The 26,149-nt window shown below is 44.1% G+C and carries 21 protein-coding genes; 7 read left to right on the top strand and 14 right to left on the bottom strand.

Features of this window, described 5'->3' with window-relative positions:
• Positions 1 to 441: 441 nt before the first annotated feature.
• Positions 442 to 1,380 (bottom strand): LysR family transcriptional regulator, encoded by a 939-nt coding sequence (locus tag VEJY3_RS07065; protein WP_041170221.1) that lies wholly within the window; start codon positions 1,378 to 1,380, stop codon positions 442 to 444.
• A gap of 361 nt (positions 1,381 to 1,741) precedes the next feature.
• Between VEJY3_RS07065 and VEJY3_RS07070 the strand changes: the two genes are divergently transcribed.
• From VEJY3_RS07070 to VEJY3_RS07085, 4 genes are all read left to right on the top strand, one after another.
• Positions 1,742 to 2,344 (top strand): 2OG-Fe(II) oxygenase, encoded by a 603-nt coding sequence (locus VEJY3_RS07070; protein WP_014231753.1) that lies wholly within the window; start codon positions 1,742 to 1,744, stop codon positions 2,342 to 2,344.
• 386 nt (positions 2,345 to 2,730) lie between these two features.
• Positions 2,731 to 3,936, top strand: a complete 1,206-nt coding sequence (locus VEJY3_RS07075) for an aromatic amino acid transport family protein (RefSeq protein ID WP_014231754.1) — start codon at positions 2,731 to 2,733, stop codon at positions 3,934 to 3,936.
• 245 nt (positions 3,937 to 4,181) lie between these two features.
• Positions 4,182 to 5,297, top strand: a complete 1,116-nt coding sequence (locus VEJY3_RS07080; RefSeq protein ID WP_014231755.1) for an HD-GYP domain-containing protein — start codon at positions 4,182 to 4,184, stop codon at positions 5,295 to 5,297.
• Positions 5,298 to 5,399: 102 nt separating this feature from the next.
• Complete coding sequence (locus tag VEJY3_RS07085) at positions 5,400 to 5,618, top strand: hypothetical protein (protein ID WP_014231756.1); 219 nt, start codon at positions 5,400 to 5,402, stop codon at positions 5,616 to 5,618.
• Positions 5,619 to 5,692: 74 nt separating this feature from the next.
• Here the strand turns inward: VEJY3_RS07085 and VEJY3_RS07090 are convergent, their stop codons facing one another.
• The 8 genes from VEJY3_RS07090 to VEJY3_RS07125 form a co-directional block, all read right to left on the bottom strand.
• Positions 5,693 to 6,241 carry a hypothetical protein gene (locus tag VEJY3_RS07090; RefSeq protein WP_014231757.1) on the bottom strand — a complete coding sequence of 183 codons (549 nt, stop codon included), beginning with the start codon at positions 6,239 to 6,241 and terminating at the stop codon, positions 5,693 to 5,695.
• Positions 6,242 to 6,514: 273 nt separating this feature from the next.
• Complete coding sequence (locus VEJY3_RS07095) at positions 6,515 to 8,293, bottom strand: ABC transporter transmembrane domain-containing protein (RefSeq protein WP_014231758.1); 1,779 nt, start codon at positions 8,291 to 8,293, stop codon at positions 6,515 to 6,517.
• Positions 8,294 to 10,036 (bottom strand): ABC transporter transmembrane domain-containing protein, encoded by a 1,743-nt coding sequence (locus VEJY3_RS07100; RefSeq protein ID WP_014231759.1) that lies wholly within the window; start codon positions 10,034 to 10,036, stop codon positions 8,294 to 8,296.
• Between the two features lie 247 nt (positions 10,037 to 10,283).
• Entirely contained in the window at positions 10,284 to 11,189 is a 906-nt protein-coding gene (locus tag VEJY3_RS07105) for a helix-turn-helix domain-containing protein (RefSeq protein ID WP_014231760.1), read from the bottom strand.
• A 57-nt stretch (positions 11,190 to 11,246) separates the two neighbouring features.
• Positions 11,247 to 12,320: a tartrate dehydrogenase gene (locus VEJY3_RS07110; protein WP_014231761.1), complete on the bottom strand. Its 1,074-nt coding sequence runs from the start codon at positions 12,318 to 12,320 to the stop codon at positions 11,247 to 11,249.
• Positions 12,321 to 12,382: 62 nt separating this feature from the next.
• The gene (locus VEJY3_RS07115) at positions 12,383 to 13,330 is read right to left on the bottom strand and encodes a PDR/VanB family oxidoreductase (RefSeq protein WP_014231762.1); all 948 of its coding nucleotides are present in this window, start codon (positions 13,328 to 13,330) and stop codon (positions 12,383 to 12,385) included.
• Positions 13,331 to 13,338: 8 nt separating this feature from the next.
• Positions 13,339 to 14,796, bottom strand: coding sequence for an NAD-dependent succinate-semialdehyde dehydrogenase (locus VEJY3_RS07120; protein ID WP_014231763.1), 1,458 nt, complete (start codon positions 14,794 to 14,796; stop codon positions 13,339 to 13,341).
• Positions 14,796 to 15,923 carry an aromatic ring-hydroxylating dioxygenase subunit alpha gene (locus tag VEJY3_RS07125; protein ID WP_014231764.1) on the bottom strand — a complete coding sequence of 376 codons (1,128 nt, stop codon included), beginning with the start codon at positions 15,921 to 15,923 and terminating at the stop codon, positions 14,796 to 14,798. The genes VEJY3_RS07120 and VEJY3_RS07125 overlap by 1 nt, the downstream gene beginning before the upstream one ends.
• Before the next feature lie 324 nt (positions 15,924 to 16,247).
• On the opposite strand from VEJY3_RS07125, the gene VEJY3_RS07130 reads away from it, so the two are divergent.
• Positions 16,248 to 17,822: a BCCT family transporter gene (locus tag VEJY3_RS07130; RefSeq protein ID WP_014231765.1), complete on the top strand. Its 1,575-nt coding sequence runs from the start codon at positions 16,248 to 16,250 to the stop codon at positions 17,820 to 17,822.
• 96 nt (positions 17,823 to 17,918) lie between these two features.
• Here VEJY3_RS07130 and VEJY3_RS07135 read toward each other — a convergent pair whose 3' ends face one another.
• Positions 17,919 to 18,605 carry a DNA-3-methyladenine glycosylase I gene (locus tag VEJY3_RS07135; protein ID WP_014231766.1) on the bottom strand — a complete coding sequence of 229 codons (687 nt, stop codon included), beginning with the start codon at positions 18,603 to 18,605 and terminating at the stop codon, positions 17,919 to 17,921.
• An 86-nt stretch (positions 18,606 to 18,691) separates the two neighbouring features.
• Between VEJY3_RS07135 and VEJY3_RS07140 the strand changes: the two genes are divergently transcribed.
• Positions 18,692 to 18,886, top strand: coding sequence for a hypothetical protein (locus VEJY3_RS07140; protein WP_014231767.1), 195 nt, complete (start codon positions 18,692 to 18,694; stop codon positions 18,884 to 18,886).
• Positions 18,887 to 18,973: 87 nt separating this feature from the next.
• Here VEJY3_RS07140 and VEJY3_RS07145 read toward each other — a convergent pair whose 3' ends face one another.
• The 3 genes from VEJY3_RS07145 to VEJY3_RS07155 are packed head-to-tail and all read right to left on the bottom strand — an operon-like array spanning position 18,974 to position 24,448.
• On the bottom strand, positions 18,974 to 21,796 hold the full coding sequence (locus VEJY3_RS07145) for an Hsp70 family protein (protein WP_014231768.1): 2,823 nt from the start codon (positions 21,794 to 21,796) through the stop codon (positions 18,974 to 18,976).
• Positions 21,797 to 21,851: 55 nt separating this feature from the next.
• Positions 21,852 to 23,816, bottom strand: coding sequence for an Hsp70 family protein (locus VEJY3_RS07150; RefSeq protein WP_014231769.1), 1,965 nt, complete (start codon positions 23,814 to 23,816; stop codon positions 21,852 to 21,854).
• Entirely contained in the window at positions 23,816 to 24,448 is a 633-nt protein-coding gene (locus VEJY3_RS07155) for a DUF2760 domain-containing protein (RefSeq protein WP_014231770.1), read from the bottom strand. Before VEJY3_RS07155 ends, VEJY3_RS07150 begins: the two co-directional genes overlap by 1 nt.
• A gap of 438 nt (positions 24,449 to 24,886) precedes the next feature.
• On the opposite strand from VEJY3_RS07155, the gene VEJY3_RS07160 reads away from it, so the two are divergent.
• Positions 24,887 to 25,417, top strand: coding sequence for a 3'-5' exonuclease (locus VEJY3_RS07160; RefSeq protein WP_014231771.1), 531 nt, complete (start codon positions 24,887 to 24,889; stop codon positions 25,415 to 25,417).
• A 185-nt stretch (positions 25,418 to 25,602) separates the two neighbouring features.
• On the opposite strand, the gene VEJY3_RS07165 is transcribed toward VEJY3_RS07160, so the two are convergent.
• Positions 25,603 to 26,043, bottom strand: a complete 441-nt coding sequence (locus VEJY3_RS07165) for a TerB family tellurite resistance protein (RefSeq protein ID WP_014231772.1) — start codon at positions 26,041 to 26,043, stop codon at positions 25,603 to 25,605.
• Positions 26,044 to 26,149: the final 106 nt, after the last annotated feature.

Consider the following 26,149-nt stretch of genomic DNA (forward strand, 5'->3'; position numbering starts at 1 on the left):
CAACTTAATTAACTTTATGAAATAACTGCTGTTTATTAAAAGATCGTTGTTTAGAAGAAACTAATCAAGATTGGCAAATTGAATTGCATAATTAAGTGCTAATTTAGGCATGTCTTATTTCCTTTTTGGAAATAGTGCGTGCGGGTTTTTTCATTAGTTGCCAATCGTTGGCTAGAGTAAACTCTGTGTGTGGTTCGACAGAATAACAAAACAACAACGTTGTTTGGCTTAAAAAGGAGTGAACCCACTGCGTTTACCGTAGTAGAGATAGACCAGTACAATCTAAATTAAAAATGGCTGGCTACTCTATAAAAGCGGTGGGCGATTTGATGATGTTAAGACGTTTACCTGCGTAGTGACGACATCCGGTGGGGAATCTTCCTCGACTCTCAAGACAAAAATCCCATCTTTACATCTTCAGCTTGTTCAAAATGTTAATAGTCAATATTCACAAGCGCTAAGCACTTTACATGCATCAAGTAGTTGCTGTTGTAACCAGCGTAAGGCGGGATCATTTAAGCTCGCTTTGTTCCAGACCAAACTATACGACACTTGCCCAAAATCAAACGGCAGAGGCTGCTCAACCAAACCTTTTGTTTGCAGTGCGATTCTTGCCCAACGTTTAGAGCAGGTGAATAAGTAATCTGTATGATGGCACATTACCGCTGCAGAGCCGAAATCAGCGACGCGCATGGCAAGGTTTCGTTTCTGGTGCCTTTGTTGCAAGTTTTGCTCAAAGTATGGCCGAGAAAGGTCTTTGTCATGAATACCTATATGCCGAGCGGACAGATACCCTTCAATCGTCAGTGGTTGCTTGGCCAGCGGATTAGATTTGCCCATCAAACAGATCAGTTCATCTTTTAATATGGTTTGCCAAACGAGATCTTTGTTATGAGTCGGTGGCTGACTAAGATCATGGGGCAGCAACAAGAAATCAATCTGCCCTCTGATCAACGCATCAAAACTCATCTCGTCTTTAGAATGGACGTTTAAATAAGCATGGTTACCAAGCTGTTGTGACAAGTGAACCAAGACTGGAGCAAACAGCTCCATTGAGCTTTCACGCATCGCAATGGAAAAATCGCCCTGATAGTACGCCGGACTGAATGAGCCCTGGTGCAATAAGCCGTTCATGCTAGACAAGATACCGTGAATAGAAGGACCGATATTTATTGCAAATGGCGTAGGAACTAAACGGGTACCATCACGATAGAAAAGTTCATCTTTTAGAGTTTCACGAAGCTGGCTTAGTGTTTTACTGACACTCGAAGGTGTAACACAAAGTCGCTCTGCAGCTTGAGTGACACTGTGTGTTGTCAGCAACATGTGTAACACGGTGAGGTGTTTCAAACTGATTCTAGAAAGAGTGATATAGTCCATAAGTGAGTTTCGGTCTTTGTTTTATTCGAGAATAACAGCAATTTTGTAATTTATCATGTTATGAAAACAATCTTTTCTGGTGTTTATCACTATAGCGATTCGATTTTGATGAGGATTGTTCGTCCCATCTCGTCCAGTTTGAGCGTTGTTACCGAGAAAATGTGGATAGGCGGTTTGCAAACAATTCTATTAGTAAAGCAGAGAGTTTCTGTTTTCGTAAGGTTTTATAGGGAAGACAGAGCGGAAATGAGAAGGACGACCTATAAAACTAAATAGTTGTCGTATCGACAAAATATCACATTTGTCGTTGTTGGTTGAATTACATATAAGACGCATCTAACCACACGATTGAATAGATTAAATGAACGAACTGATCGATGCTATTGCGACTCATGGATATTATATTTGGGACGATTTTCTTTCAGAAGAAGAGGTTGCTCACTTAAGAGCGTGTATCCCTGACAATTGGAAAAAGGCGCGCATTGGTCGTAATGAAGATGTTACACGCATAGAATCCATTCGCAGTGACAAAATTCAATGGCTAAAACCTGATATGGGGGAGCCGATAGCATCTTACCTTAATAAGATGGAAGACATTCGCGAAGCGGTTAACCGTCATCTATATCTCGGTCTGTTTGAATATGAATCTCACTTTGCGAAATACGAGCAAGGCGATTTTTATAAAAAACATCTCGATAGTTTCAAAGGAAACGAAAATCGTCGTTTGACCACCGTGTTTTACATGAATGAAGCCTGGAGTGAAGAAGACGCTGGCGAACTGGTCGTTTATGATCTTAAAGACAACGTAATCGCCAAGATACCACCGCGTGGAGGGCGTCTTCTTGTTTTCTTGTCAGAACAATTTCCACATGAAGTGTTACCGACTAATGCAGAGCGATTTAGTATCGCAGGTTGGTTCCGTATCAATGGCGTCAGAGATAATTTGTTAGATATCGCAAGCTAACTGACACGATTTAATCCCTTTTTCTTAAAATCAGGTGAGGCGTAATCTTTACGTCTCGCCATCATCCTATAACAGAACATTTTCAACCATGTTCTGAATCCTCTGTTTCACTCCCAACCATCCATAACAAACCTACCAGAAATCATATAATTAAGTTTTGCCCTGATAGTCGTGATGAGTCTCACCCGATCGTCATGAATTTTTTTGGCTGATTTCCATGTGTAAATAAAAATATACATTAATGGATTTTTATTCTTACACTTTGCTTGATCTTATCGTGAATATCCTACAATATCGGGATAATAACAAAATATGGTGTCATGTAGGGTCATTCTTACCCGATCTGGTGCTGCTAATATTCAATATGATGTAAAGAATAATATACAATGAGTCGTTCTAAAGTGTTTGGTAGCACCCTAATTATTGCAGGGACTACAATTGGTGCCGGTATGCTGGCGCTTCCTCTTGCCTCTGCTGGTATCGGTTTTTCTACTTCCCTCGTTATTATGTTGGGTCTTTGGGCTTTAATGGCATTTACCGCCTTATTGATGCTCGAGCTTCATCAGTATGCTGAAAGCAGTGCAACACTCCATACTCTGGCGAAACAAATACTGGGCCAGAAGGGTAAATGGGTTGCCAGTTTTGCAATGCTATTTTTGTTTTACTCTTTGTGTGCGGCATACATCGCTGGTGGCGGTGCACAATTTGGCGAACGCCTAACCCAATGGTTTGATCTTGATATTTCAGGTTCGACTTCAACCATCATTTTCACACTGATAGTGACGTTAGTTGTGACTGTCGGCACTGGTACCGTAGATAAAGTGAACCGTGTTTTGTTTGCCCTCAAACTTCTTACTATGGTAGCGGTACTGTCATTTTTAGCGCCAAATGTGACGCAATCTTACCTGCTAAGCATGCCAATAGGACAAGGTCTTATTGTGGCGGCAATTCCTGTGATTTTTACGTCTTTTGGTTTCCACGGCAGTATTCCGGCTATTGTGAACTATTTAGACGGAGACACTGCCTCATTGCGTAAAGCCGTGATCGTAGGCTCTACTATTCCTCTGGTCATTTACATATTCTGGCAAGTCGTGACGTTAGGTGTGGTCAGTCAGGATACATTGATTGAAAATGGCGGATTAAGTGCTCTTATTGGACAGTTATCACTGACGGTTCACCAATCAAATCTGGGTAACATTGTTGGCGTGTTTGCAGATTTGGCTCTATTAACCTCTTTCCTTGGCGTGAGTCTTGGCTTGTTCGAGTTCTTGGGCGATACGATCAAAGGAAGCAGTGAAAAGCCAAACCGTTTGATTGCTGCGTTAATCACGTTTACTCCACCATTAGGCTTTGCGCTGTTTTATCCGCAAGGTTTCATCATGGCATTAGGCTATGCGGCTATCGCTCTGGCTATTCTAGCGATATTTTTACCGCTGGTGATGGTTATTAAAGTCCGTCGTTCTGACGATTTTTCCGGAGAATACCGCGTAGCTGGCGGGCAGGGGGCGTTAGTGATCACAGGTATCGCAGGTACGGGAATCGTCGCTGCACAGATATTGATTACGCTTGGAGTGTTGCCAGCTTTAGGTTGATTATTCTGTCTAAAACTAAACATTTTTAAAGCCAATGGGTATGACTCATTGGCTTTTTTAATCTGGATCAGGTGAGTTGGATATATCCACTAAAAAAGTTGGCGGATGTTCGGTTTTGTTTTGTACACTTATATTGTGGTATATCAAAAATTTGAGTTGAAAAAATTTGCTCTGATAATTTACGCAATAAACTGATAAAATGGGCTTTTTCGCTCAATACCTAGTTTGACTGGGAGAGTGGAAGTATGACACACCGTAGTTTTTATCCGTTTGCAAAACCGCTTAATGAGCAATTGCAAGCGTTGAAAAATAGGATGCAGGCACATATGCCATGCATTGACAGGGTGTCGTTCGCAAAATATCACCCCAGACAAGATATGCTCATATCTTTCGCTGACACTGAGTTTGATAACTGGGATTTAGCGCATTATGAAGCGCCACTTCGTAAACTCCCCAACTTGTATGCCGCGGCTCAAAACGGAACACCTCGTATCGTTGATGATCTCAACGACATTAACCACAGCGATCGCGTTAAAGTCCTGCTTAACTACGGGTATCGATCCTCTGCCGCAATTCCTTGCTACGAAAACAAAGTGTTTACCGGCTTTGTCTTTTTGAATTCCGTTAAACCCAATTCATTTAAGTTAGAAACGCTGGATGTGCTCAAACCTTATTTTGATATGGTCGAATTTGCCGTTGAGTCGGAAGATCATGTTGTGAATGAGATCGAAAGGCTGTCTGAGCGTAAGCTATGTTCGATGCCTGGTTATTGTCCAGAGTGCTACGCCCACACCAAGAGAATGCGCCTTTACGCTCACTTGCTTGGTGTTCACCTTGCGGAACGACATAAGTTGACGGATGAAATGGTTGAACAGATTGGTATTTTCGCACAGTTCCATGCTGTGAGTGGTACCCAATTGCCGATTGATATTGCTTGTCATCGTAGTCATTTTAGCAAAGAGCAAGAGTCCATCATCATCCAGCATATTGAGCAATGTATCGAGTCGGCAGATGACACCGTTGCCCGCATTGGTAACCCCGTTCATCCGAGTGTTGTGCTATTCATGCAGATGGTGACTTATCAGTATGAAAATTTAAACGGGTCAGGCTACCCGCATGGATTGGAAGAAAAGGATATTCCAATCGCCGCTCAAATTGTTGCAGTTGCGAACTCCTTTGACGTACTGACCACGCACCACCCAAACCGTCAGGCATGGTCTATTCCGTATGCGTTAATTGAGTTAGAGAAATGGGTAAGTGACGGATTATTGTCTGGTGAATGTGTCAACGTCTTGCGGGATAACCAAGTTTATCTAAAACAAATTATCCATAAATATCCAGAACACTGCTCTGTCGAATAGTGGTAAACAATGAAGGAGATGAAAATTTGACCAGGAGGATTTTATAAACAATACTGTATGCATGTACAGTATTGTGGTTTAGATTAAGTTTGGAGGTGAAGTATGTTGTGGGAAACCCTAGAAAGAGTAAACCGCTTACGCCAACAAGCACTTGCGAATTCTGAGTTTGTTCAGTCGGCCAAAGAGCATGAACAGGCTTTGCATGAGCAAGAGTATCATTACCAACCAAAAAACGCGCGTTCAGCCAAAGACAGACAAGGTAAAAAATCGCTGGCTGATATATACAAAGAAGTAGAGTTTAGCGCGGATTCTCGTCATTAATCCTTTTCATCGCTGCTGCGGCTTACACATAATAAATGCCGCAGCGCAATTGCTTTTGCATTAACTGGATGCGCTTAGAAATCCGCTTTGCGTACGTAGTGCGGGTTTTTGTATTTCTTTGCTGGACCAAATGCAGAAACCACCAGTTTGTTCCACAGTGCTTTATCAAACTCACCTTTAGGGATAGAAGGGTAGAGGGTCTCTTCTTCTTCTCGGGAAAAGTTCATGTACTGCTTTTTCTTAATCTGGTTGTACTTCTTCGCTATCTGATTGTGCTTTCTTACCCACTCTAACTTGTAGTCACGAAGCACTTGTTCACCTTTGTCTTCGCTCATACGAGAAAGGAAAAGCCTTTTATAAGAAACTTTTCTGTCCAGCATGGTTCTCATGACAGTCTGAATATATTTGCCATGATGCGTTACGGTGATGTCATTTTCGTCAATAGGAGTAATACACCAGCCTTTTGGGAGAAAGTCTGGTTTCTTAAATTGTTTGTTACGTTCCATTAAAGCTTGGTGCAAAACCAAATCTGAGGTTCCGCGGAACGTTTTTTGCCATTTACCAATGCGAATTTGAATCGAGCCTGGTAAACGATAGATATTAGTAAACTTATCTTTATCCATGGACTTCAGTCATGAGATTAATATGCAATATTGAAATGTGATAACCAGCCGATCGAGAAATAGAAAATAGACTGGCTGAATTTAATTGCGATTTTACAACGACATCGCGTTAATTAGCGAGGGGTTATGTCAATTATCGGTGAGGAAATAGAAAATTATTGTCGTTTGTTGCGAAATGTAACGCTAAATTACGTCAAAATGCAGAAGTTGAATATTAAGGTGTGATTACTGCACCAAAATAGTACGCCCGTAAACTGGCTACGGGCGCATACTCTAAACCGCTTCTTCCAATTGATTTGCTTCCTCTTCCTCAATTTCTTGTAAATGTCTGCTAGCTTGTTGCAATTGATACATTTGCGCATAGCGGCCATCTTGTGCAAGAAGTGATTTGTGCGTACCTTTTTCAACTAAATCACCATGATGAAGAACCACAATCTGATCGGCATCCAAGATCGTAGACAAACGGTGAGCGATCACTATCAAAGTCATATTCTGACGTAATACCGCTAAACTCTTTTGAATTAAAGCTTCAGTGCCAGAGTCAATGTTTGCCGTTGCTTCATCCAGAATGAGAATTTTTGGTTTCGCCACTAATACCCTTGCCAAAGCGAGCAGTTGCTTTTGACCTGCGGAAAGGTTAGTTTCACCCTGACCTAGCTGAGTATCCAGCCCGTTAGGATAACGACGGATCTGCTCCGATAAACCTACCTTATCTAATGCATCCCATATTTCATTGTTTTCAACGGGCCGACCCAAAGAAACGTTCTCCCTAACTGAGTCGGGAAGAATGTGCGGGTCTTGCTGAACCATTGCCACGTCTTTACGCAGCACATGCTTGTCTAGCGTATTGAGCGGACGGCCATCAATTAGCAATTCGCCAACTTCTGTTGGGTAAAATCCCATTAGCAGCGAGGCTAGGGTACTTTTTCCGCTTCCTGTATGACCAACTAAGGCAATAAAGTCTTGATGATCAGCTTTAATACAGATGTCTTTTAATACGTCTTGCTTTCCATCGTAGCTAAACGTCAGGTTTTTAATCTCGATAGATCCCGTTTTGAGAACGGCCTTGTCATCGCCGTACGTCTGTTCTTTTGCATCTATGAGTTCGAACACTCGCTCACTCGATACTAGTGCCTGTTGCAATAGAGCCAGTTGTTGAGTCATTTCAATCAGCGGCTCAGTAACGCGGCCCAGGTAACTGATGAATGCATAAAGTACACCGACACCAATCACCTCGACACCATTGAAACCAAAGATAGCGACCAGACTCATCAAAGCAAGACCGGCTAACAGATCCATTAATGGACGTAATAGATAGCCGTTTAAACGAATAACTCGCTTGGAAGCGACTAGGTGCTCTTCGGTTAACTCGTTAAACTGTTTATTAAAACGCTCTTCTTGTTGCATTAACTGAACAACGCTCATCCCTTGGATTGACTCACTTAAGTTGGCGTTAATGTCAGTGAGCAAGTCACGCATTCTGCGGTAGCTTTCTGTACTGAGTTGCTTAAACAGATACATAAAACCAATCACGATTGGAAGTAGCACCAAAACAACCAGTGTGAGCTGCCAGCTCATAAAGAACATAACCCCCAGCATTACGAGGATCATCACTGCATTTTTTACCACCGTCGCAATCAAGAGCTCATAGAACTGCTGGAGAGATTCGGTATCGTTAGTAATTCGCGAGACCAACTTTCCTGCGGGTGTGTAATCGAAGGCAGAAAGCGGCTGTTTGATCACGCCAGCGAACACTTGCTTACGAATCGTTTTAATGGTGTTGGTTGCGACCATACTGAACTGCAATGACTGCAAGTATTGAAAAGTCGCTGAAATCACCTGAAGTGCAATGTAGCCTGCAGCTAACGTGATCAAGACACCTTGCGAGTAATCCCCTTTGGCAATGTGTTCATCAATAAAATATTGAATCAACCAAGGCCCGCCTGCGCTGGCTAATGCGGCGATAAACAGCAGACCTAGACCTTTGAGCATCGGTTTTGGCTGGGACAATGGGTAAGACAACAACCGCCTAAATGTACTCGTCTGTTTCATCTATTCCTCCTCCATTGCCTGTTCTAGTTTCTGGTACTGAAGCATTTCCGCGTACCATCCTTGGTTTTGCTCCAATAGCTGATGACGACCACGCTCTGTAATGTGACCGTGATTGAGGACGATAATCTCATCAGCCGATTTGAGTGCTGTTAAACGATGAGCAATCACGATTAAGGCTTGATCACGATAGTGTGTTTCAAGGTTCTTCAGAATTTGGTGCTCGGTACGTCCATCGACAGCAGACAATGCATCATCCAGAACAAGGACCTGAGCATTGAGTAACATGGCGCGAGCAATCGCAATACGCTGTTTTTGGCCACCAGAAAGCGTGATGCCTTTTTCGCCCACTTCGGTGTTGTATCCATCTGGAAATTTCTCTATGTCATCGTGAATACAGGCCAGTTTTGCTGCTCGGTACACTTCTTCTTTAGACGCATTTGGATTACCCAATGCGATATTGTCAAAGATCGATTTTGAGAACAGGAATGGGCTTTGATTTACCACAGCAAAGCGATTTCGCCATTGCGGAAGTTGAGCGTCTTTAATTGATACATCACCGAATTTAATTGTGCCGTTTTCCAAATCATGCTGACGGAAAAGTAGCGTCAATAATGTTGATTTGCCGCTTCCAACCGGGCCTGCAATACCTAACATTTTTCCTGGCTCTAACGTCACATTTATATCCGCCAGGGCAGGCGGTAAATCCGTTGACCAATAAAACGTATCGATATTGATTTGCAGGGGCAGAGGCTTATCTTGCAGCGGCGTGTCGCCACTGACAATTTCAGGTTGCTCATCAAAGATCTCTTGCAGACGATTCCATGCCGCCGAACCACGTTCCAAAATGTTGAATAGGAAAGCAAACGCCAACATTGGCCAAATCATAAGGCCTAGATACATGGTGAAAGCGGTTAAGTCACCAAGAGAGATCTCACCCTTATCGACGAGGTACGCACCTGCAGCGACGCTAAGTAAAAAGGAGAGGCCAATCGTCAGTTGGATAGCTGGGTCAAAACGCGCATCCACACGCGCAACTTCGATATTCTTCGCGCCTGTGTCGTCCACTACATCTTCGAAACGTTGTTGCTCTTGCTTCTCTAGGCCGAACGCACGCAGCATACGAACACCGTTCAATGACTCTTGAGTCATATCTGACATTGTAGAAAAAGCTTCTTGCGCTATGCGGAAACGTTGGTGAAGGATACGCACAATATAGAAAATGACGATGGCAAGAAACGGCATAGGCAAAAGCGCCATAACCGTTAATTTCCAGCTAACTTGAGTCACCATCACGATAAGAACGGCAATACCTGTAATTAACGAATCTGCGGCGGTAAGCACACCTTCGCCAGCTGTCATTACAATGTTTCTGACATCATTGGTACCGCGAGCCATTAAGTCGCCAGTTTTGTAACGTTCAAAAAAGCGCGGTGGTTGAGTTGAAAGGTGGCGGTAAAGCTTGTTACGAAGGATGGTTCCTAACTCCCAACTCGCGCCAAACAGCCATATACGCCACAATATTCTGCATACGTAGATCGTAACGAATATTGCGGTAAGACCTAACAACCACATAATTAACGTGCTTGTTTCTAAAGTGTTATCGACGACACCATCAACAATCACGCCTACCGCTTTTGGCGGTATCAGTTGGAGGACAGAGATCAGTGCCAATAGTAAAATAGAGCCAACGTAGTGTTTCCATTTCTGTTTGAAATACCAACGTAGCTGCCAGAAAATTCTCATTCCGCCTCCCAACTTAACTGATTGAAATTATTATGGAACCATTATTGGGCGAAATAAAAAGTTTACAAGCACAAATATTGAGCAAACATAAATACGATATTTTGTATTGATTTTGAATATATGCTCTATCGAATTTCTCACTTTATTACTGCAACCCGCCAATGTAACAAAATTATGTGAAATTCATGTTAATAGGGTGGTTTTGGCGCTTTGCCTTAGGTAAGAGTATGAAAGCTTTAAAGTTACATTATTCTTGAATATTGAATAGGTCTTGAGGACAAACTATTACTAGAAAGTGTCCGGCGCGACTTACGTTGTAGTCAGCTCCGTCTATCGAAACGATGCTTCCATCTTTTTCATCTTGATGGTTTTGTATGCTTTGATTGATTAAATCGATGTTGCGGTAAATTAATCGCTCTAATTCTACTTTGATCGGTAGATAGTTCGCGTTGGTTGATGGGATGTTTGAATGTACGATAGTGCCGTGTTGGTCAGTAAACAGGGTAATATTACTGCATCGATTAAGCAGAAATTTGAACAAGGTTTCAAACTGAGCTGCGTTGATTTCGTTACGCTTTCTGACGGTGTTGTCCAAACTAATTCCAACAATTTTTGTTGTTGTATTATTTTCGCGAATACTCGTGGCACGCGAGGTTATCCACCTTGGACCGTCATCCGTTGAAATACGAAAATCAATTTCGTGAGCACCACCATGTTGAATTAATCGCTCATAAGCCTTATTCATTTCTTCTCGCGATGCGGGATCGAGCAGACCAAAAAAGTCTTCGTTTGTATTGATGGAAACGCCATAGATACTTTTTACGTTTTCTGAATAGGTTACGCGGTTGGTTTTAATGTCCCATTCCCAAGAGACAACCTCAGCATCATTATGGTTCAGGTGTACCATATCGATGCTGCCGTCATGATCCGACTGATTAGAAACATCGCCAGTATGTACACCGTATTTCAGCCAAACCGGGTCGACATTAAAGATCTCACTGAGTTTTTCGAGATTGTTGTCGTCTATCTGGCCACCTTTAGTCCACTTATGAACTGCAGCACGCGATACGCCACTTTGTCTGGCGATTGCGCTTTGTGTAACGGTGGTTGATTCGAGTAGATGATTCAATCTGGTTGCGAACCCAGTCGTCATTTGAGTAACCCTGTAATGAAAAAGAGCAGTGATTATAACACTGCTCTAACACCTTAGTTACTCATTTATATGATGAAGTATGTCTACAAGCGTTTGTCCCATTGAGATGGTCGTCGCATTTCCGCCCATATCCGGTGTCAAACATTCACCTTGACGAAGCAACTCTTCAATCGCTTTTAGCAAAATATCATGGACTTCATCGCAACCCAGGTGCTGCATCATCATCGCGCCAGCCCATACTGTACCAATAGGGTTTGCAATCCCTTTCCCTGCGATATCCGGAGCTGAACCGTGTACTGGCTCGAACATAGAAGGGAAGTTTTTTTCTGGATTAATGTTGGCAGAAGGCGCGATCGCAATTGTACCAGTACACGCTGGGCCGAGATCCGACAGAATATCTCCAAATAAATTTGAGCCGACGATGACATCGTAATGCTCAGGCTTTTTAACCAGATTCGCCGTAAAAATATCAATGTGGTACTTCTCAACACCTACTTGAGGGTAGTTTTCCGACATGGCTTCTACACGCGCATCCCAGTATGGCATGGAATGGAATAGGCCATTGGACTTGGTGGCTGACGCGAGTTGCTTTCTCGGGCGACTGCTAGCCAGTTCGAAAGCATAGCGTAGGATCCGGTCGGTTCCCTTGCGAGTGAAGATACTTTGTTGAACGACAATTTCATCATCCGTGCCTTCAAATTGAATGCCACCGATATTCGAATATTCACCTTCAACGTTTTCACGCACAACATAAAAGTCAATATCCCCTGGTTGTTTACCAGCAAGAGGGCAAGTCACCCCTTCAAAGAGGCGAACAGGGCGAAGGTTTACGTATTGTTCGAACTCGCGACGAATAGGGAGTAGCAGCCCCCAAAGTGAGATATGGTCGGGTACGCCTGGGTAGCCGACAGCGCCAAGGTAAATGGCATCAAATGCTTTAAGTTGCTCAATACCATCATCAGGCATCATCTTTCCTGTTTTGTGGTAGGTTTCGCAAGACCAGTCGAACTCAGTGAAGTTCAGCTTAATACCATATTTCGCGCATGCAACTTGCAGCGCCTCTACACCAACAGGGATGACTTCTTGCCCGATGCCATCGCCAGGGATCGTCGCAATGTTAAACTCTTTCATTGAAAGCTCCGTTTTCATTTTCTATTTTGGTTTGAGCAAGTGTTTTAGATTTGGGTTGTGTCTTACAAATCCAGCACAATTCTTTTCGACTTAGCACGAGAAACGCAAATCAACATGGTCTTCTGCTCTTCACGTTCTTCGTCTGTCAGATAGGAGTCACGATGGTCCGCTTCACCCTGTAAAATGGCGGTTTCACAGGTTCCACAGACACCATTGCGACACAAACAATCGACTTTAATCCGTTTATCCGCTTCTAATACCTGAATGATCGATTGATCTTCGGCGATCTGTAGCGTGATGTCAGATTTTTCGCAGTAAACCTCGAAGGATTCGCCTTCTTCTGCTTGATCCGTAAATTTTTCATAATGTACGTTGCTTTCTCCGACATAAGCAGAGGTAAAGTTTATCGTATCGTCAATAAGTGAGTTGGGACCACAAACGTAGAAATGGGTATCTATGTCGTTTTGTTCCGCCAGCTTTTTAATATCCAGGCGTTCGCCACTATCACTTTCATGAGTAACCAGTCGCTCTCCCAGTTTCTGTTGTAAAAAATCCAGAAATGCAGCTGATGTGCGATGACGGAAACAGTAATGAAGCTCGTAATTCAATCCACTGTTTTCTAGCTGGTGAATGTAAGAGATGAATGGAGTTATCCCTATACCGCCGGCGATAAAAATGTGTTTAGCATTATTATCTTCACTTAACTCAAAGAAGTTATTTGGCGGCTCAATTTGCAGAACATCGCCAACCTGAACTGATTCGTGCATCCGCTTAGAGCCACCTTTGGAGCTTTGCTCAAGCTGGACTGCGATTGAATATTCTTCCGTGTTAGCAGGAGAACTGGTTAACGAATAAGCTCGCTTTGTGTCTGGGTCGATCTGCACGCCAATATGGGCTCCCGCACTGAAAGGCGGGAGTTGGTTTTCTTTTAGTGCTGTAAAAGTGAAAGACTTCACCTGATCAGTCAACTGTTCTACACCTGTCACTTTTACTTCAATCTGATGCGACATGGTTAACCTCACTTCGTGTTAATACAGATATATTTGGTTTCTAGATAATCTTCGATGCCGTATTTAGAGCCTTCTTTGCCTAAACCAGATTGCTTTACACCACCAAACGGCGCAACTTCGTTCGAGATTAATCCGGTATTTACCCCGACCATTCCGTATTCCAACTTCTCGCATACACGATAGATGCGGTTGATATTGTTGGTATAAACGTAAGATGCAAGACCGAAAATGGTATCGTTCGCTTTGACGAGAACTTCGTCTTCATCACTAAACTTAATAATTGTTGCAACGGGACCAAAGATCTCCTCATGGACGATGTTCATCTCATCGGTGACGTTGGTCAGTACTAACGGAGCGATGTACCTTTCTCCTTCTGGAAGTGAATGATGATTGTTAGCAAGAGATGCGCCTTTCTCTAGTGCATCCTTAACCAGTGAGTTGATGTCATCAACCGCTTTAGTTGTGATCATTGGGCCGATATTGGTGTCACTTTCTAAACCATTTCCAACTCGTAGTGCATTGACTCGGTCTAACAGTTTATCTGCAAATTTGTCATGTACGGATTCGTGTACATAAATACGATTCACACATACACAGGTTTGGCCGCCGTTACGAAACTTAGCTACCAGTGCACCATCGGCAGCGTCATCAAGATCTGCATCCTCGAAGACAATAAACGGAGCATTGCCGCCAAGTTCCATAGAAGTCTTTTTAACGGTGCTGGCACACTGTTCAAGTAAAGTACGACCAATGGGGGTTGAACCTGTAAACGAGAACTTAGCAATACTCGGGTGAGTGGTTAACTGTTTACCAATAGCTCGTGAATCACCAGTAACAACGTTGAATACGCCAGCTGGAATGCCAGCACGTCGTGAAAGCTCAGCCAACGCCAATGCGGTGAAAGGTGTTTCAGTTGCTGGCTTAACCACAATGCTGCATCCAGCAGCCAGAGCTGGTGCGGCTTTACGAGTGATCATTGCCGCTGGGAAATTCCATGGTGTGATAGCCCCACACACTCCGATAGCCTGTTTTATGGTCATTAACCGGTTTGACGCGACCGTTTGCGGAATCACATCGCCATAAATACGTTTACCTTCTTCGGCGAACCACTCGATAAAAGAGGCCGCGTAGTGAATTTCTCCCACAGCTTCCGCCAACGGTTTTCCTTGTTCACACGTCATGATGTATGCAAGGTCGTCACAGTGTTGCTCGATAAGGTAAAACCATTTCATTAAGGTTTTACTTCTTTGCTTTGCCGTTAGTGACTTCCACTTTTCCATTGCTTGCTCAGCCATTTCGATACTATCAATCACCGCCGATTCTGATAGCTTCGGAACAGTACCTATTTTTTTTCCGGTGGCTGGATTCGTCACCACAATGTCTTCATCTGAGTTAATCCATGAGCCATTGATAAAAGCGGCTTGTTTGAATAGTTCAGTGTCCTGCAAATGTTGGTTAAAGCTCATTATTTTTCTCCAAGATGCGCGTCTGCGACCAATTTGTGGAAGAAAGCAATACCATGCTCACTTAAACCTGAGCGAGTTTTATCAGCCATGACTCGACCTTGACCACGATAGCCACGAGATGTGAGGCCTTTTTGAACGCTCTCAACCAAACGCAGATCTTCAGGTCGGAATACGTTCTCATACCAATCGACCAAACGTTTTTGATCATCAGTAAGAACATCATTCAAGAAATAGATATCGTAGAACTGCAGAGTTTCACCAGCACTGACAGGGAACTCGTAAATGACAGTCATAAAGTCTCCGCCTGGAGGCATGTTGAACATTGTGCAAGGCCATAACCAGAAACCGAAGAATTTAGGATCCATCAGAGATTCATCGAATTGGTATGATGAATCCGAAGGTTTAGCTTTACCGACCTGTACTGACCAGTTCGTCTTAAACTCGTGTTCGTATTGGCCCACATCTACCGAGTCAGCGAAGCTGACATGGTTGGTAGGGCAGTGGTAGCATTCAATATAGTTGTCTACGATAGATTTCCAGTTCGCTGGCGTCTGGCTAACGAAGCGGGCTGCACGTTTTAGCTCCTTGACCGACGGACAAGCTTTGAACACTTGTTCTTCTAAACCAGGCAATTGTTCACTGATAGGCTTTGGATCATTGCTTAGATTGACAAAAATAAAGCCAGCGTATTCCGTTACATGAAATGGTACTAGGCTTGCCAAATCCTTATCGAAATTGTTTACGTTCTCGCAGTTAGTTGCGTGTACCAATTCGCCATCCAATTTAAACGCCCATGCGTGGTAAGGGCAGGTGATAACATTTTTCGCTTTTCCTGATTCCTCTGAGATCAACTGATGACCGCGGTGAGGGCAGACGTTGTAGAATCCGCGAAGAATGTCATCTCTCCCGCGAACAATAACTAAGCTCTCTCCAATCATTTCGCGTTTGATAAATGCATTTTTTTCTCGGACTTCACTGGAATGGGCAACGCATATCCATGAATTGGCAAAAATGACTTCTTTTTCTGTCTCAAATACTTCTTCACTCGTGTAGTAACGGGCTGGAATGGTCCATGCGTTATCAATGTCTTCGTGGTGTTCTTTTTTTATTGTTGTTGTAAATTTCATAGCTCACTTCCCTCTGTTAACTGTTGGTTGACAGAAATGTATAGCAAGTTCTGATTTTGCACAAACTTTAAACCATGATTTGGATCACATTATATTAACAATGATAAATATTTTTCTGGTGATAATTTTAAATTCCTCTTTATCTTACGGCGTGAATTTCAAATAATTGATTGTATTTCAAGTGAATTTACCTATGTGATTTGTGTTAAGTGTGTGTTTATAGAATGTTAACTCAAAATTCGTTCTGGGTTGACATTGGTGGGTAATATGTAAATAGTGTTACCTGCTAGTTGACATCTATAGGTAATACTAAGGAGAGTAAATGTGAGTACTACATCGCGAGCTAATATTGATTACAGCTTGTTTATTCCCGCTGTAATTATTGTTTTAAGTAGCTGCTTTTTTTTGGCAATAGCGCCAGAGAAAGGGGAAGCTATTATTTCAACACTATTCAATTGGACGACATCTAACTTTGGGTGGCTCTATCTGATGATCGGTCTGCTATGTTTCTTCGCTATGCTGATTATGGCTTTAACACGAATCGGCAACATTAAATTAGGCAGGGCAGAAGATGAGCCTGATTTTAGTAAAACATCGTGGATTGCGATGTTGTTTTGTGCCGGAATAGGCATTTCATTATGTAACTGGGCTTTTATCGAGCCTATATACATAATGGATTCACCGCCTTTGAATATAAGTAAGGGCACTGCAGAAGCAATAGAATGGGGAGCAATGTATCCATTTTTGCACTGGGGCATAGTGCCTTGGTCTATCTACCTTCTGCCTGCAGTACCGATGGCCTATATCTTCTATGTTCGCCGAATCCCAGTCATGCGTTTCAGCGAAGCATGTCGTCCATTGCTAGGTAAAAGTGTTGACGGTCCGATAGGTCGATTGGTTGATATCATCGTTATTCTTTCGATTGTTGGTGCTGTAGGGACTTCACTAGGACTATCCGTTCCTTTAGTTACAGAACTACTAGGTGAATCGTTTGGTTGGGGTGACTCATTTGGGCTTCAGTTAGGGGTACTTGCAGTTTGGATATTGATGATCGGTTGGTCTGTATATAAAGGTTTAGGAAAAGGTATCCAGATCCTGTCTAACATTAATATGGGCCTCGCGATGTTATTGTTGTTATTCGTATTTTTAGTGGGGCCAACTTTATTCATCTTACAGTTAGGTTCAAATAGTTTAGGCTTGTTCTTGGACAACTTCTTCCGAATTAACACATGGACATCGCCAATTAGACACAGCAGTTTCCCAGGAAGCTGGACGATTTTCTACTGGGCTTGGTGGGTAGCATACGCTCCGATGATGGGTATATTCGTTGCTAAGATTTCCAAAGGGCGAACCATCAGAGAATTTATTCTAAATGGTGTACTTTGGGGTTCCGCAGGTACGTGCGTTTTCTTCGCAGTATGGGGTGGGTATGCGCTTAATTTAGAACACTCCGCAAGTATGCAAATTTCGCAAATCTTAGCGGAAGGCGGTATCCCGGCGGCAGTAACGGCGATTGTAAAAGCGTTACCATACAGCACAGTTGTATTACCTGTGTTTGTCGCGTTGTGTTTTGTCTTTTTGGCTACGACGGTAGACTCATCGGCATACACATTGGCAATGGTGACGTCGAAAAAACTTGGCATGGAAGAAGAACCGACTCGGTTGAATCGAATGTTTTGGACATTGAGCCTAGCGATAGTCGGGGTAGGTTTGCTATCAGTGGGTGGCTTGAAAGCAGCGCAAACATCAACTCTAGTGGTTGCTCTGCCTATGTTACCAGTGATGGTGATTATGGTTGCGTCACTATTCAAGATGGTGAAAGAAGACTTCCCTGAAGAGTTAGGAGCTAACGCAATCACCATTAAACCGCCAACTGCGATGGTGTCCAAAGAAGTATAATAACAAAATTAATCTTTGAAATCGTAACTAACAAAACGCCTATTTCAACTAGTCATGAAGCCCCAACATTACTTGGGGCTTTTTGCATGATGAAAACTATACTCTATTATCACCCGTGCTAAATGCGATGATTTGGCTGATTTCTGTGAGGCTTCGGCCACTCTCTTTTTGCCACTCTATAAAGGCTTTATTGGCTGCGTCCAGGGATTTCTTGGTGTCTTTTCCACCTTCAATGATCTTGCAGTTGCGCAGGTAAGCCTCTACATCGTTCGAGATGATAAATGTGTCTGCACCCATTTGGCGTAAGGTATATGGCCCGGTATTTCCGCCCAAGCGTTTGCCGTGTTTTTTTAAATAAGCCCAAAGTTCGGTGATGTTCTCTTGAGGCCAATCTGCCACCATTTTACCGAATGAGCCGTATTCAATGCTCGCTTCATGAATCATGCGAGCGTTAGCGGGAATTGACATCACTTTTGTCAGGTGGCGAATGATACGTTCGTCTGTCGCTTTTGTTTCCCACTGTTCGTCAGAAAGCATAAGTAATGGCTCGATTTTGAAACCAAAAAAGACCTCTTCAAAGTTTGGCCATTTTTTTCGTACCACACTCCATGAAATGCCACTTTGAAATACTTTCATTGAAAATGCAGCTAACCAACGGTCATCAGGAATAGCGGCTAACTCTGTTTTACTTAACGGGTGAGTAAGCAGGGCTTCAAGTTGGTCTTTACCGCCTTTACGTTCGGCGGCGCGTTGGTAAATCGCGTCAAATTTTTCAATGGTCATAAAAGAAGTTAGCCTTAGTAGATGTCGATGTTTGCCAAACATACTACGCTTAAGTTGCTGAATCGTAAATTGATGGAGTGTCACAAATGAAGAAGGTCACATTAACGTTTGTTGGAGAAGGTTCGGAGCGCATCGCAGAGAAATTTTATACTTGGTTAGCTGATGGCGGATTAGAAGACAGCTTGATTGAGACACTTTCGGATCGCGAAGTCTCAGTGGTCGGCATCAGTGACATGGATAACGAAACGCGTGATGTGGTGATTACGACAGAGTTGAATTAACCCGTTGTTTGTAGAGAAATCAGATAAAACAAAGCCCTTCAACGAAGGGCTTTGTGCATTTTTTTAGCATTTCTATGGAGAAAAAGCTTAGTGATGAACCAGCGTTAAACCACTTGGGAGTGCATCACCGAACACACGCTTCGATTCACTATCAGAAAGTTCTTTCACTTCTTCAACCAAAGAGATCCAAGACTCAGGTACTTTACTTTGTTTCAGCTTCGCCAGAACCTGCTCGCGATAGTCATCTGAGATGTCGAACAGGCGGTCTCCTGTTTTACGACAAATCATGACAGCCGCAAACGCGATCATTGGTTCTTTTTGCCAGTTTTGATCTAACAGTTTTGGAAGCCACTGCTCTGCTTGCTCACGGGGAATAACATTGTGCTGGCTGCCGTATAGCGGAGTACGAGATGCAAGTCGGCCCATTGCCCACCAGTGTGCTTGTTGGAATTGATTTTGGTTAATGGCTTTACTCAGGAACCACGTTGCCAAAAGCACTTTATCTTCGACTTCCAGATTTTCCAACGACGCTGACAGCCGAACCATTGACTCGTAGCCCATGTCTTGCGCAGCTTTGGCGGATTGTGGATTCTTCATTGCGCCTGGGTGCAGATATTTCGCAATGTCAGCCAAAATCGTTTCTTGCTGTTCCTGGTTTAAGCCACCAGCAATACGACGCCAGAATACCCACCAGTCTGTCCATCCTTGATGGTTTTTAAACTGAATGTTTTGTTGGTAAAGTCCCCAAATTTGTTCGATACGCCAAGAATCGGTTGGATCACCAAACCCCGGGCGCAGTGCAAAGCCCGCAAGTCGAAGCCAGTTCTTTTCATGTTGCTCTGAACGACGGCGGCGTTTTCTGCCTTGAGCAAATGCATCGAATAGCTGACGAAGCGTTGTGAAGTCCCATTCATCACGCTTACCCAGTTTCTTCTCAAGATCTTTCGCTAACGTTTTGATCTCTTTGCTGTCGGCGCTTTTCTTATTACCGCTGTAAAGACGAGCCACCAGCTCCTTACACTCATTCAACTTTGGATGAAGTTGTACGTCTTCGTTGTCGTCTGCTTGTTTGTTACGTACTTCAAACTCTAGCGCCCAACGTTTAGTGTCGTCTTCTGCGCTGACACATTCCATTTTGAGTGTGCCCACTTCCGTTAACTGGCAAGCGAGTTGTACCTCGACACGCTCTTTTTGATTTGCGTGCAGCTCAGCACCTTCGCCTTCTAATGTGGTGATGTACGGCGGAAGTGGAACAAATAAGTCAGGATCAACGTCAACCATCACACCATTTTGAATCGCAGTGTTGTTGGTCAGAGTATCGTGGGTTGAGGTAAGAAGATTAAATCGAACCGGCTCGCCAAGTGTAAGCGAGAATCGACGGCCACTTAAGCGAATCTCATGGCCTTCTTCCGTCCCTTTTGCTAGCAAACAAAGGGCTTTGCCCATTTTGTTTTTCTCTTGCAGGTGCAGGAAGTAAGAACGAGCGGCACCACCACCGATTTTTAGCTGGGCTCCACGTCGTGCTTTACCAAAGGCAACGGCGCCAAGTGCGACAGACCAATCAGGATGAGGGTTATCCAAAACCGTGACAGGAGCGCCGCGCCAGTCAGAGAGTAGGGTAGTGACACGCTCTGTGACAAGGTCACTGTTAAACACACCACCATTGAGTAGTAAGCCGACCGGAATCGCGTTTTGTTTTTCGTCTTCTATGCCAAGTGCAGATCGCGACACTTGCTGATGCTGAGTTAGGAACTCGGCTACGTGTTTACTTACTGCAGGATCTGCGACGTACGGCAACCCAAACTCGACAACGGCACTGCGTCGTTTGTCGGGTACTTCATTAAATTCAGAAAGGGGGAAGAAGCCATCCAGGGCAATTTGGTGTACTTCTTGTTTACTCAGCGCAATGCTCTTGGTGCCACCAAGTAGTTTTGAGCCGCTACCCAGCATGGTGATTTTAACTTCTTCAGGGGCGTTTGAAGAAAGCAGGTTTTCTTTCGCTTTTCGGGTTTGCTGAATCAGTTTTGTTAGGCTTGCAGCTGTCAGCTTTTTGTTCTGATTGAAGCGGCTTTCTGCGAGGTGCGCTAGTGCCAAGTCGAGGTTGTCACCGCCCAGCATGAGGTGTTCGCCAACGCCTATTCGGTCAAGGGCCAGCTCACTCTCGCTGTCATTACTTTGTTTGAACTTAGCCTCAATCAAGCTTAAGTCGGTAGTACCACCACCCACGTCACAGACAAGGATCAGCGGTAGGTCTTTGAGTTCATCGGCCGCCGTTTGTTGATGGCGTGCATACCAGTCGTAACATACCGCTTGTGGCTCTTCGAGTAGGACGATTTTCTTCAATCCGGCTAGATCGGCTGCTTCAAGGGTGAGTTTACGTGCCGTTTCATCGAACGATGCAGGGACGGTAACCACGACATCTTGGTCTTCCAGCTTGTTACTCGGATGACGATAGTTCCATGCCTGACGGATGTGATTTAGATAACTTGCGCTGGCAATTACGGGTGAGACTTTATCAACGTCTTGTGCGCCAGCCCAAGGAAGAATGTCTGAGCTACGGTCGACCGCTTGATGGGAGAGCCAGCTTTTCGCGCTCGAAACCTGACGTCCTTCGACTTTCGCGCCTAGTTCACGTGCCCATTCACCGACGATGACATTTTTAATGTCGCCAGAAACAGGCTGATTTTCCCAAGGCAGGGTTAAGTCAGACGGGGAAATTTGTCCCTGAGCCGGGTGGTAACGGAAAGAGGGTAGCAGCGGTTTACGAACCACTTCACCAGGACCAATTAATTGGTCGATATCAAATAGGGATACTTCGGATTGTTCAAGGTTGTCGGTGATTTCACAATAGGCGACCACAGTATTTGTCGTGCCAAGGTCAATACCAACTAGAAAACGAGGAGATGCCATACAAACCTTCGTGTATTTAAAAACGGCACCCGATTGGATGCCGTTTGATTTCTATTTATTCTTCTTCGTTTGAGTCACTTTTTGCGTCTTCACGCACATCGAACTCAACGTGCCATTTTTGACCGTTATCGGCGGCAATTGCTTCCAGGTAAAGCGTACCAAGTTCTGTCACGCGAGATGCCAGAGTGACAGGAACCACTTCGCCCTCACGACGACCTTCGGATACTGGTAGCGTTACTTGAATTTCTGGTAACTCTTCAAGCTCTTCTGGTGCCCAGTGATCAAGATGAGTACCTGCTAGGTCATCACGACGTACTGTCGAACCAAAGAACTGGAAGTTTACTGGTTGGCCGATAACCAAACCAAACTCTTGGCTTGGTACGTCAACACTTGAGCCTTCTTCCATACCAAATGGTGCCACACATAGGGCTTCCATTGGAGGCGCCATTCCAGGAATCGCTGGCATTGCGCTTTCGATACCTACGTAGTAAGCCGAAGCGATACCACCGCGAATACGAACGCCCTGACCACGACGAACTGAGCCGTAGTAAGCCGCACCGCTTGCTACCGCAAGATCGAGATCAACGCCAGTCAGACGTTTCGCCATTTCTGCATCTGCTTCAAGCAACCATTCGTTAATGGTGTCTTCTAAGCGAGAGGCCAATAGCGTTGATTTCAGTACACCACCGTTAAACAGAATCGCGGTTGGTTTGATGAAATCTGCTGATTGAGCAACTTCAGCGCCTGGCATACCCGGCATGTTCGCAAATGGGTTGTAGTCTTGAGCTGGAGCAGATTCACCACCACCTTGAGCGTTTGCTTGCTTAGACAAGAAGGCAGCAATGTGACGTGTGATGCCTGCATCCTGAGCATAAGTCAGGCCCATCTGCGTCAGTGCGCCACGGTTACGTTGAACAGGGTGATCAGTAATCGCAACTTGTGGGAAGAAACCATCAACCAGCGTTTGCTGTACTTCTTCTTGAGTCAGTTCGGTCTTAAGCGTTGCGCCAAGCAGTTTAGAACCACGGCTAGGAACAACGATTGGCACAGATTGCAGCTCGCTGTCGTTCAGAAGCGCTTCTTTGGCATCACGGCAAGCGTGTGTCATTGCCTGAACTTGCCACGGTTGTAGATCTTTACCTTCTTGCGCAAGCTTCATTTTCAAGCGGTACGCAAGGGCAAGGTCCATGTTGTCACCGCCAAGCAGAATGTGCTCACCGACGGCAATACGGCTAAGTGACAGGTTACCGTCATCTTCGGTTACTTCCACCAAAGATAGGTCGGTTGTACCACCACCGATATCAACGACCAGAACGATGTCGCCGACTTCGACTTCGTCACGCCATTTGTCGTTACTGTTGTCGATCCAGTTGTAAAGCGCAGCCTGAGGCTCTTCTAGTAGTGTCAGATGAACAAAACCAACATTGCGCGCAGCTTCTGCCGTCAGGTCACGTGCCGCTGGGTCGAACGATGCAGGAACGGTAATTGTCACATCTTGCTCAGCAAGCTTGTGATTAGGGTGAGTGTGGTTCCAGGCCTCTTTTAGATGCTCAAGGTACAACTCGGTTGCACGAAGAGGGGATACTTTTTCGACTTCTTCAGGGCTACCAGCTGGCAGGAATGCATCACGACGGTTTACGCCGCCATGACAAAGCCAAGATTTAGCGCTGGCAATCAAGCGAATTGGCGTTTTTGAACCCAGATTACGAGCAATCGCACCAACCAGTGCTTTAGGCTCGCTAGACCACGGCAGCACGCGTGATTGCGGATTCATTTCGTGTTCGTGAGGTTGGTACAGGAACGAGCCAAGTTGGCTGCGAGTTTCTACTGTGCCAGGTGCCGTCAATTGTGGAATCGGCATAACTTCTACACGAGCATCTTCATCGTGAGTATCGACAAAAGACATCACACAGTGTGTCGTACCTAAGTCGATACCAACGCTAAATTTAGGAGACTGTTGCTCTGGCGTCTCTTGGATGTTTTCTTCTTGAGAAATGTTTTCTTGGTTCATGTGTTCCATTACAGCTCAACCTCGGCTGGAGCGATGACTGATGCATCGTAATTTTCAGCCAGTTTAGGCAAGTTCATTGATGTAGCCTTCCAGCCCTTGTGAACCAATGTTCCGTGGAATGGTGCACTGCCTGTAACATTGCCAGTTAGGCGAATTTCTTGTGGGTTAAAGTTTTCTTCAACCGTAATGCGGGTTTCTTCGTCTTCGTTACGTACGTGTGCAAGCGTTACGTAATCGCTTAATACTTTTTTACCACCAGTGTGGATAACGCGAGCGGCAGCGCCAACTTCTTCATCTGAGAATGACGTTAAGTCTTCTTGTAGGAAGTCAATTAGGCGAGCTTCTTGCTGCATAATAGAAAGCAGTTGCATTGCAGAGTCAGTAGAAGCAGTTGCCAGTTTTGATTCAACTTCAACAACCTTTTCAACCACTTTTTCTACTTCAACGACTTTTTCAACTTCTACGATCTTCTCGACAGGTTTTTCAACCTCGACGATTTTCTCAACCGGCTTTTCTACTACTTTCTCAATCACTTTCGATTTACGTGATACAGCAACCAGCAAAAGCAATACGCTCGAAGCAGCAAGACCAGCGTGAAGCATATCGAACGTTTGAGGAATTAGGTTCAAATCAATGTTCATGACGTTTTTTCTCTTTCTATTGATTCATTGGTGCATAGGCTCAATGTGTTTATTAAATTGATCGTCTTTGCGATCTTGCACCAAGTTTAGACACTAAAATGATGTCGGATTTTAGCATATTCAAGGCTTAACGCTGTAATAATTCGTAAATTTACCGCACGATTAGCGCGAAAAACCAACGATTGGAACACGCTTTAAAGGCCATGGCATGCCAGAAGTACGATATTTCCGCAATTAATGACACCTTGCCTCGGTTTTCACCGACGTTATACATCGTGTTCATACAGCAGTATAAGAACCTAAATTTGTCGAATCACTTTATAAAATAGCGTTAACCCAGTGCAATCGGTGATTAAATCGGCAAGCGCATTCGAGTTTTACCTGTCATTGAGGTAGAATCTCTCGCTTTAAAATCTATGTTAGGAATCAAGACAAACTATGAACCATAACCGTATCGTCTGCTTCGATTTAGAAATGTGTTGCTGGAACGAGAATGGCGTTGGCCGTACTGGCGAGATCATCGAAGTCGGGTTGGCTGAAATAGATTTGTCCAAAGGTGAGATCGTTAAACGTGCTCAGTACTACGTTAAGCCTGAACAAGATGAAGTCTCGTTGTTCTGCGCCGAGCTAACGGGGATTACACCACGTAAAATCGAGAAACAAGGTCGACCACTTGAAGAAGTGTTGAAGTCTATGGTTAAGAACTTCGGCGGCCGCAACAAAATTTACGCCTCATGGGGGCGAGATGACACGATTTTACTTGATGAGTGCAAACAAAAGGGCATCGAAGCGCCATTTACCGAGTTCATTAACCTAGCGACACTTTACCGTATTCAAAACCGTCTCAAAGAAAAGCGCATTGGTCATCGCGCTGCCCAAGAAGCGAAAGGGATTGAATGGGAAGGCCGCCAACACTCTGGTTATGTTGATGCGTATAACCTAGCCAAACTCGCACTGACTATGCTTTAGTTGTGGGTTTGTAATGAATCTTTAATCCAACTTGTGTTTTTCTGTCATGGAGTTTGTCTAATCTCAGCCTTGTCAAACAAATTCAAATCTTGACCAGTCTTAATAACAACACGTTGGCTTCTATAAAATAAAAACGCGCTGATCTTCAGCGCGTTTTTTTATTGGGTGACGAGTAGGTGGTGACACTACTGTGATTGCAGTTTGGCGCGGATAAAGTCTTTGTGGTCGACATAGAGCAATTCTGCCGTCTTACGGATGACTGCATCTTCAAGCGGGTCAATTTTCCCGTCAGAATACGCCACTTCCCACATACTCTTTATCAAGTTGTAACGCGTTTCTTGAGTTAACTCTCTTAGTTGAGAAGTGAAGTCATACAATGACGCGGACTCTTTTGTTGTTTGTGCCGCTTTTTCCAGTAATTGTGTAGCCTCTGCAGCGCTCAGCGAAAGCAACTTCATTAAAAGAGAATGTTTTGTTTCTAGCTCTTTTTCATCCACTTGATGGTCAGCGCCAGACACTTCACAAAGTAAGCATGCAATCGCCATGTTGGGAGACACGGTATGAGTCTGTGCCAGATCCTCGCCATCGAGAAGCTGTTTAAATAGAGATGTAAGAGAATTGAACATAGTAAACACCAAACTGATAACTATCTTTTAAACATGGTTATATGTGACTTAAATCTCAAGGGGTGAAACCTGAAATTACGAATTCTTTACATTTAGAATACGACGC

This window comes from Vibrio sp. EJY3 (assembly GCF_000241385.1).
Classification (GTDB): Bacteria; Pseudomonadota; Gammaproteobacteria; order Enterobacterales; family Vibrionaceae; genus Vibrio; species Vibrio natriegens.

Excerpts from the sequence above, each read along its gene's own strand:
- VEJY3_RS07070 (WP_014231753.1), top strand. The coding sequence starts at position 1,742 with ATGAACGAACTGATCGATGCTATTGCGACTCATGGATATTATATTTGG.
- VEJY3_RS07135 (WP_014231766.1), bottom strand. The coding sequence starts at position 18,605 with ATGACCATTGAAAAATTTGACGCGATTTACCAACGCGCCGCCGAACGT.
- VEJY3_RS07120 (WP_014231763.1), bottom strand. The coding sequence starts at position 14,796 with ATGAGCTTTAACCAACATTTGCAGGACACTGAACTATTCAAACAAGCC.
- VEJY3_RS07090 (WP_014231757.1), bottom strand. The coding sequence starts at position 6,241 with ATGGATAAAGATAAGTTTACTAATATCTATCGTTTACCAGGCTCGATT.
- VEJY3_RS07125 (WP_014231764.1), bottom strand. The coding sequence starts at position 15,923 with ATGAAATTTACAACAACAATAAAAAAAGAACACCACGAAGACATTGAT.
- VEJY3_RS07065 (WP_041170221.1), bottom strand. The coding sequence starts at position 1,380 with ATGGACTATATCACTCTTTCTAGAATCAGTTTGAAACACCTCACCGTG.
- VEJY3_RS07075 (WP_014231754.1), top strand. The coding sequence starts at position 2,731 with ATGAGTCGTTCTAAAGTGTTTGGTAGCACCCTAATTATTGCAGGGACT.
- VEJY3_RS07155 (WP_014231770.1), bottom strand. The coding sequence starts at position 24,448 with ATGAACATTGATTTGAACCTAATTCCTCAAACGTTCGATATGCTTCAC.
- VEJY3_RS07165 (WP_014231772.1), bottom strand. The coding sequence starts at position 26,043 with ATGTTCAATTCTCTTACATCTCTATTTAAACAGCTTCTCGATGGCGAG.
- VEJY3_RS07115 (WP_014231762.1), bottom strand. The coding sequence starts at position 13,330 with ATGTCGCATCAGATTGAAGTAAAAGTGACAGGTGTAGAACAGTTGACT.
- VEJY3_RS07110 (WP_014231761.1), bottom strand. The coding sequence starts at position 12,320 with ATGAAAGAGTTTAACATTGCGACGATCCCTGGCGATGGCATCGGGCAA.
- VEJY3_RS07105 (WP_014231760.1), bottom strand. The coding sequence starts at position 11,189 with ATGACGACTGGGTTCGCAACCAGATTGAATCATCTACTCGAATCAACC.
- VEJY3_RS07085 (WP_014231756.1), top strand. The coding sequence starts at position 5,400 with ATGTTGTGGGAAACCCTAGAAAGAGTAAACCGCTTACGCCAACAAGCA.
- VEJY3_RS07100 (WP_014231759.1), bottom strand. The coding sequence starts at position 10,036 with ATGAGAATTTTCTGGCAGCTACGTTGGTATTTCAAACAGAAATGGAAA.
- VEJY3_RS07140 (WP_014231767.1), top strand. The coding sequence starts at position 18,692 with ATGAAGAAGGTCACATTAACGTTTGTTGGAGAAGGTTCGGAGCGCATC.
- VEJY3_RS07145 (WP_014231768.1), bottom strand. The coding sequence starts at position 21,796 with ATGGCATCTCCTCGTTTTCTAGTTGGTATTGACCTTGGCACGACAAAT.
- VEJY3_RS07150 (WP_014231769.1), bottom strand. The coding sequence starts at position 23,816 with ATGGAACACATGAACCAAGAAAACATTTCTCAAGAAGAAAACATCCAA.
- VEJY3_RS07080 (WP_014231755.1), top strand. The coding sequence starts at position 4,182 with ATGACACACCGTAGTTTTTATCCGTTTGCAAAACCGCTTAATGAGCAA.
- VEJY3_RS07160 (WP_014231771.1), top strand. The coding sequence starts at position 24,887 with ATGAACCATAACCGTATCGTCTGCTTCGATTTAGAAATGTGTTGCTGG.
- VEJY3_RS07095 (WP_014231758.1), bottom strand. The coding sequence starts at position 8,293 with ATGAAACAGACGAGTACATTTAGGCGGTTGTTGTCTTACCCATTGTCC.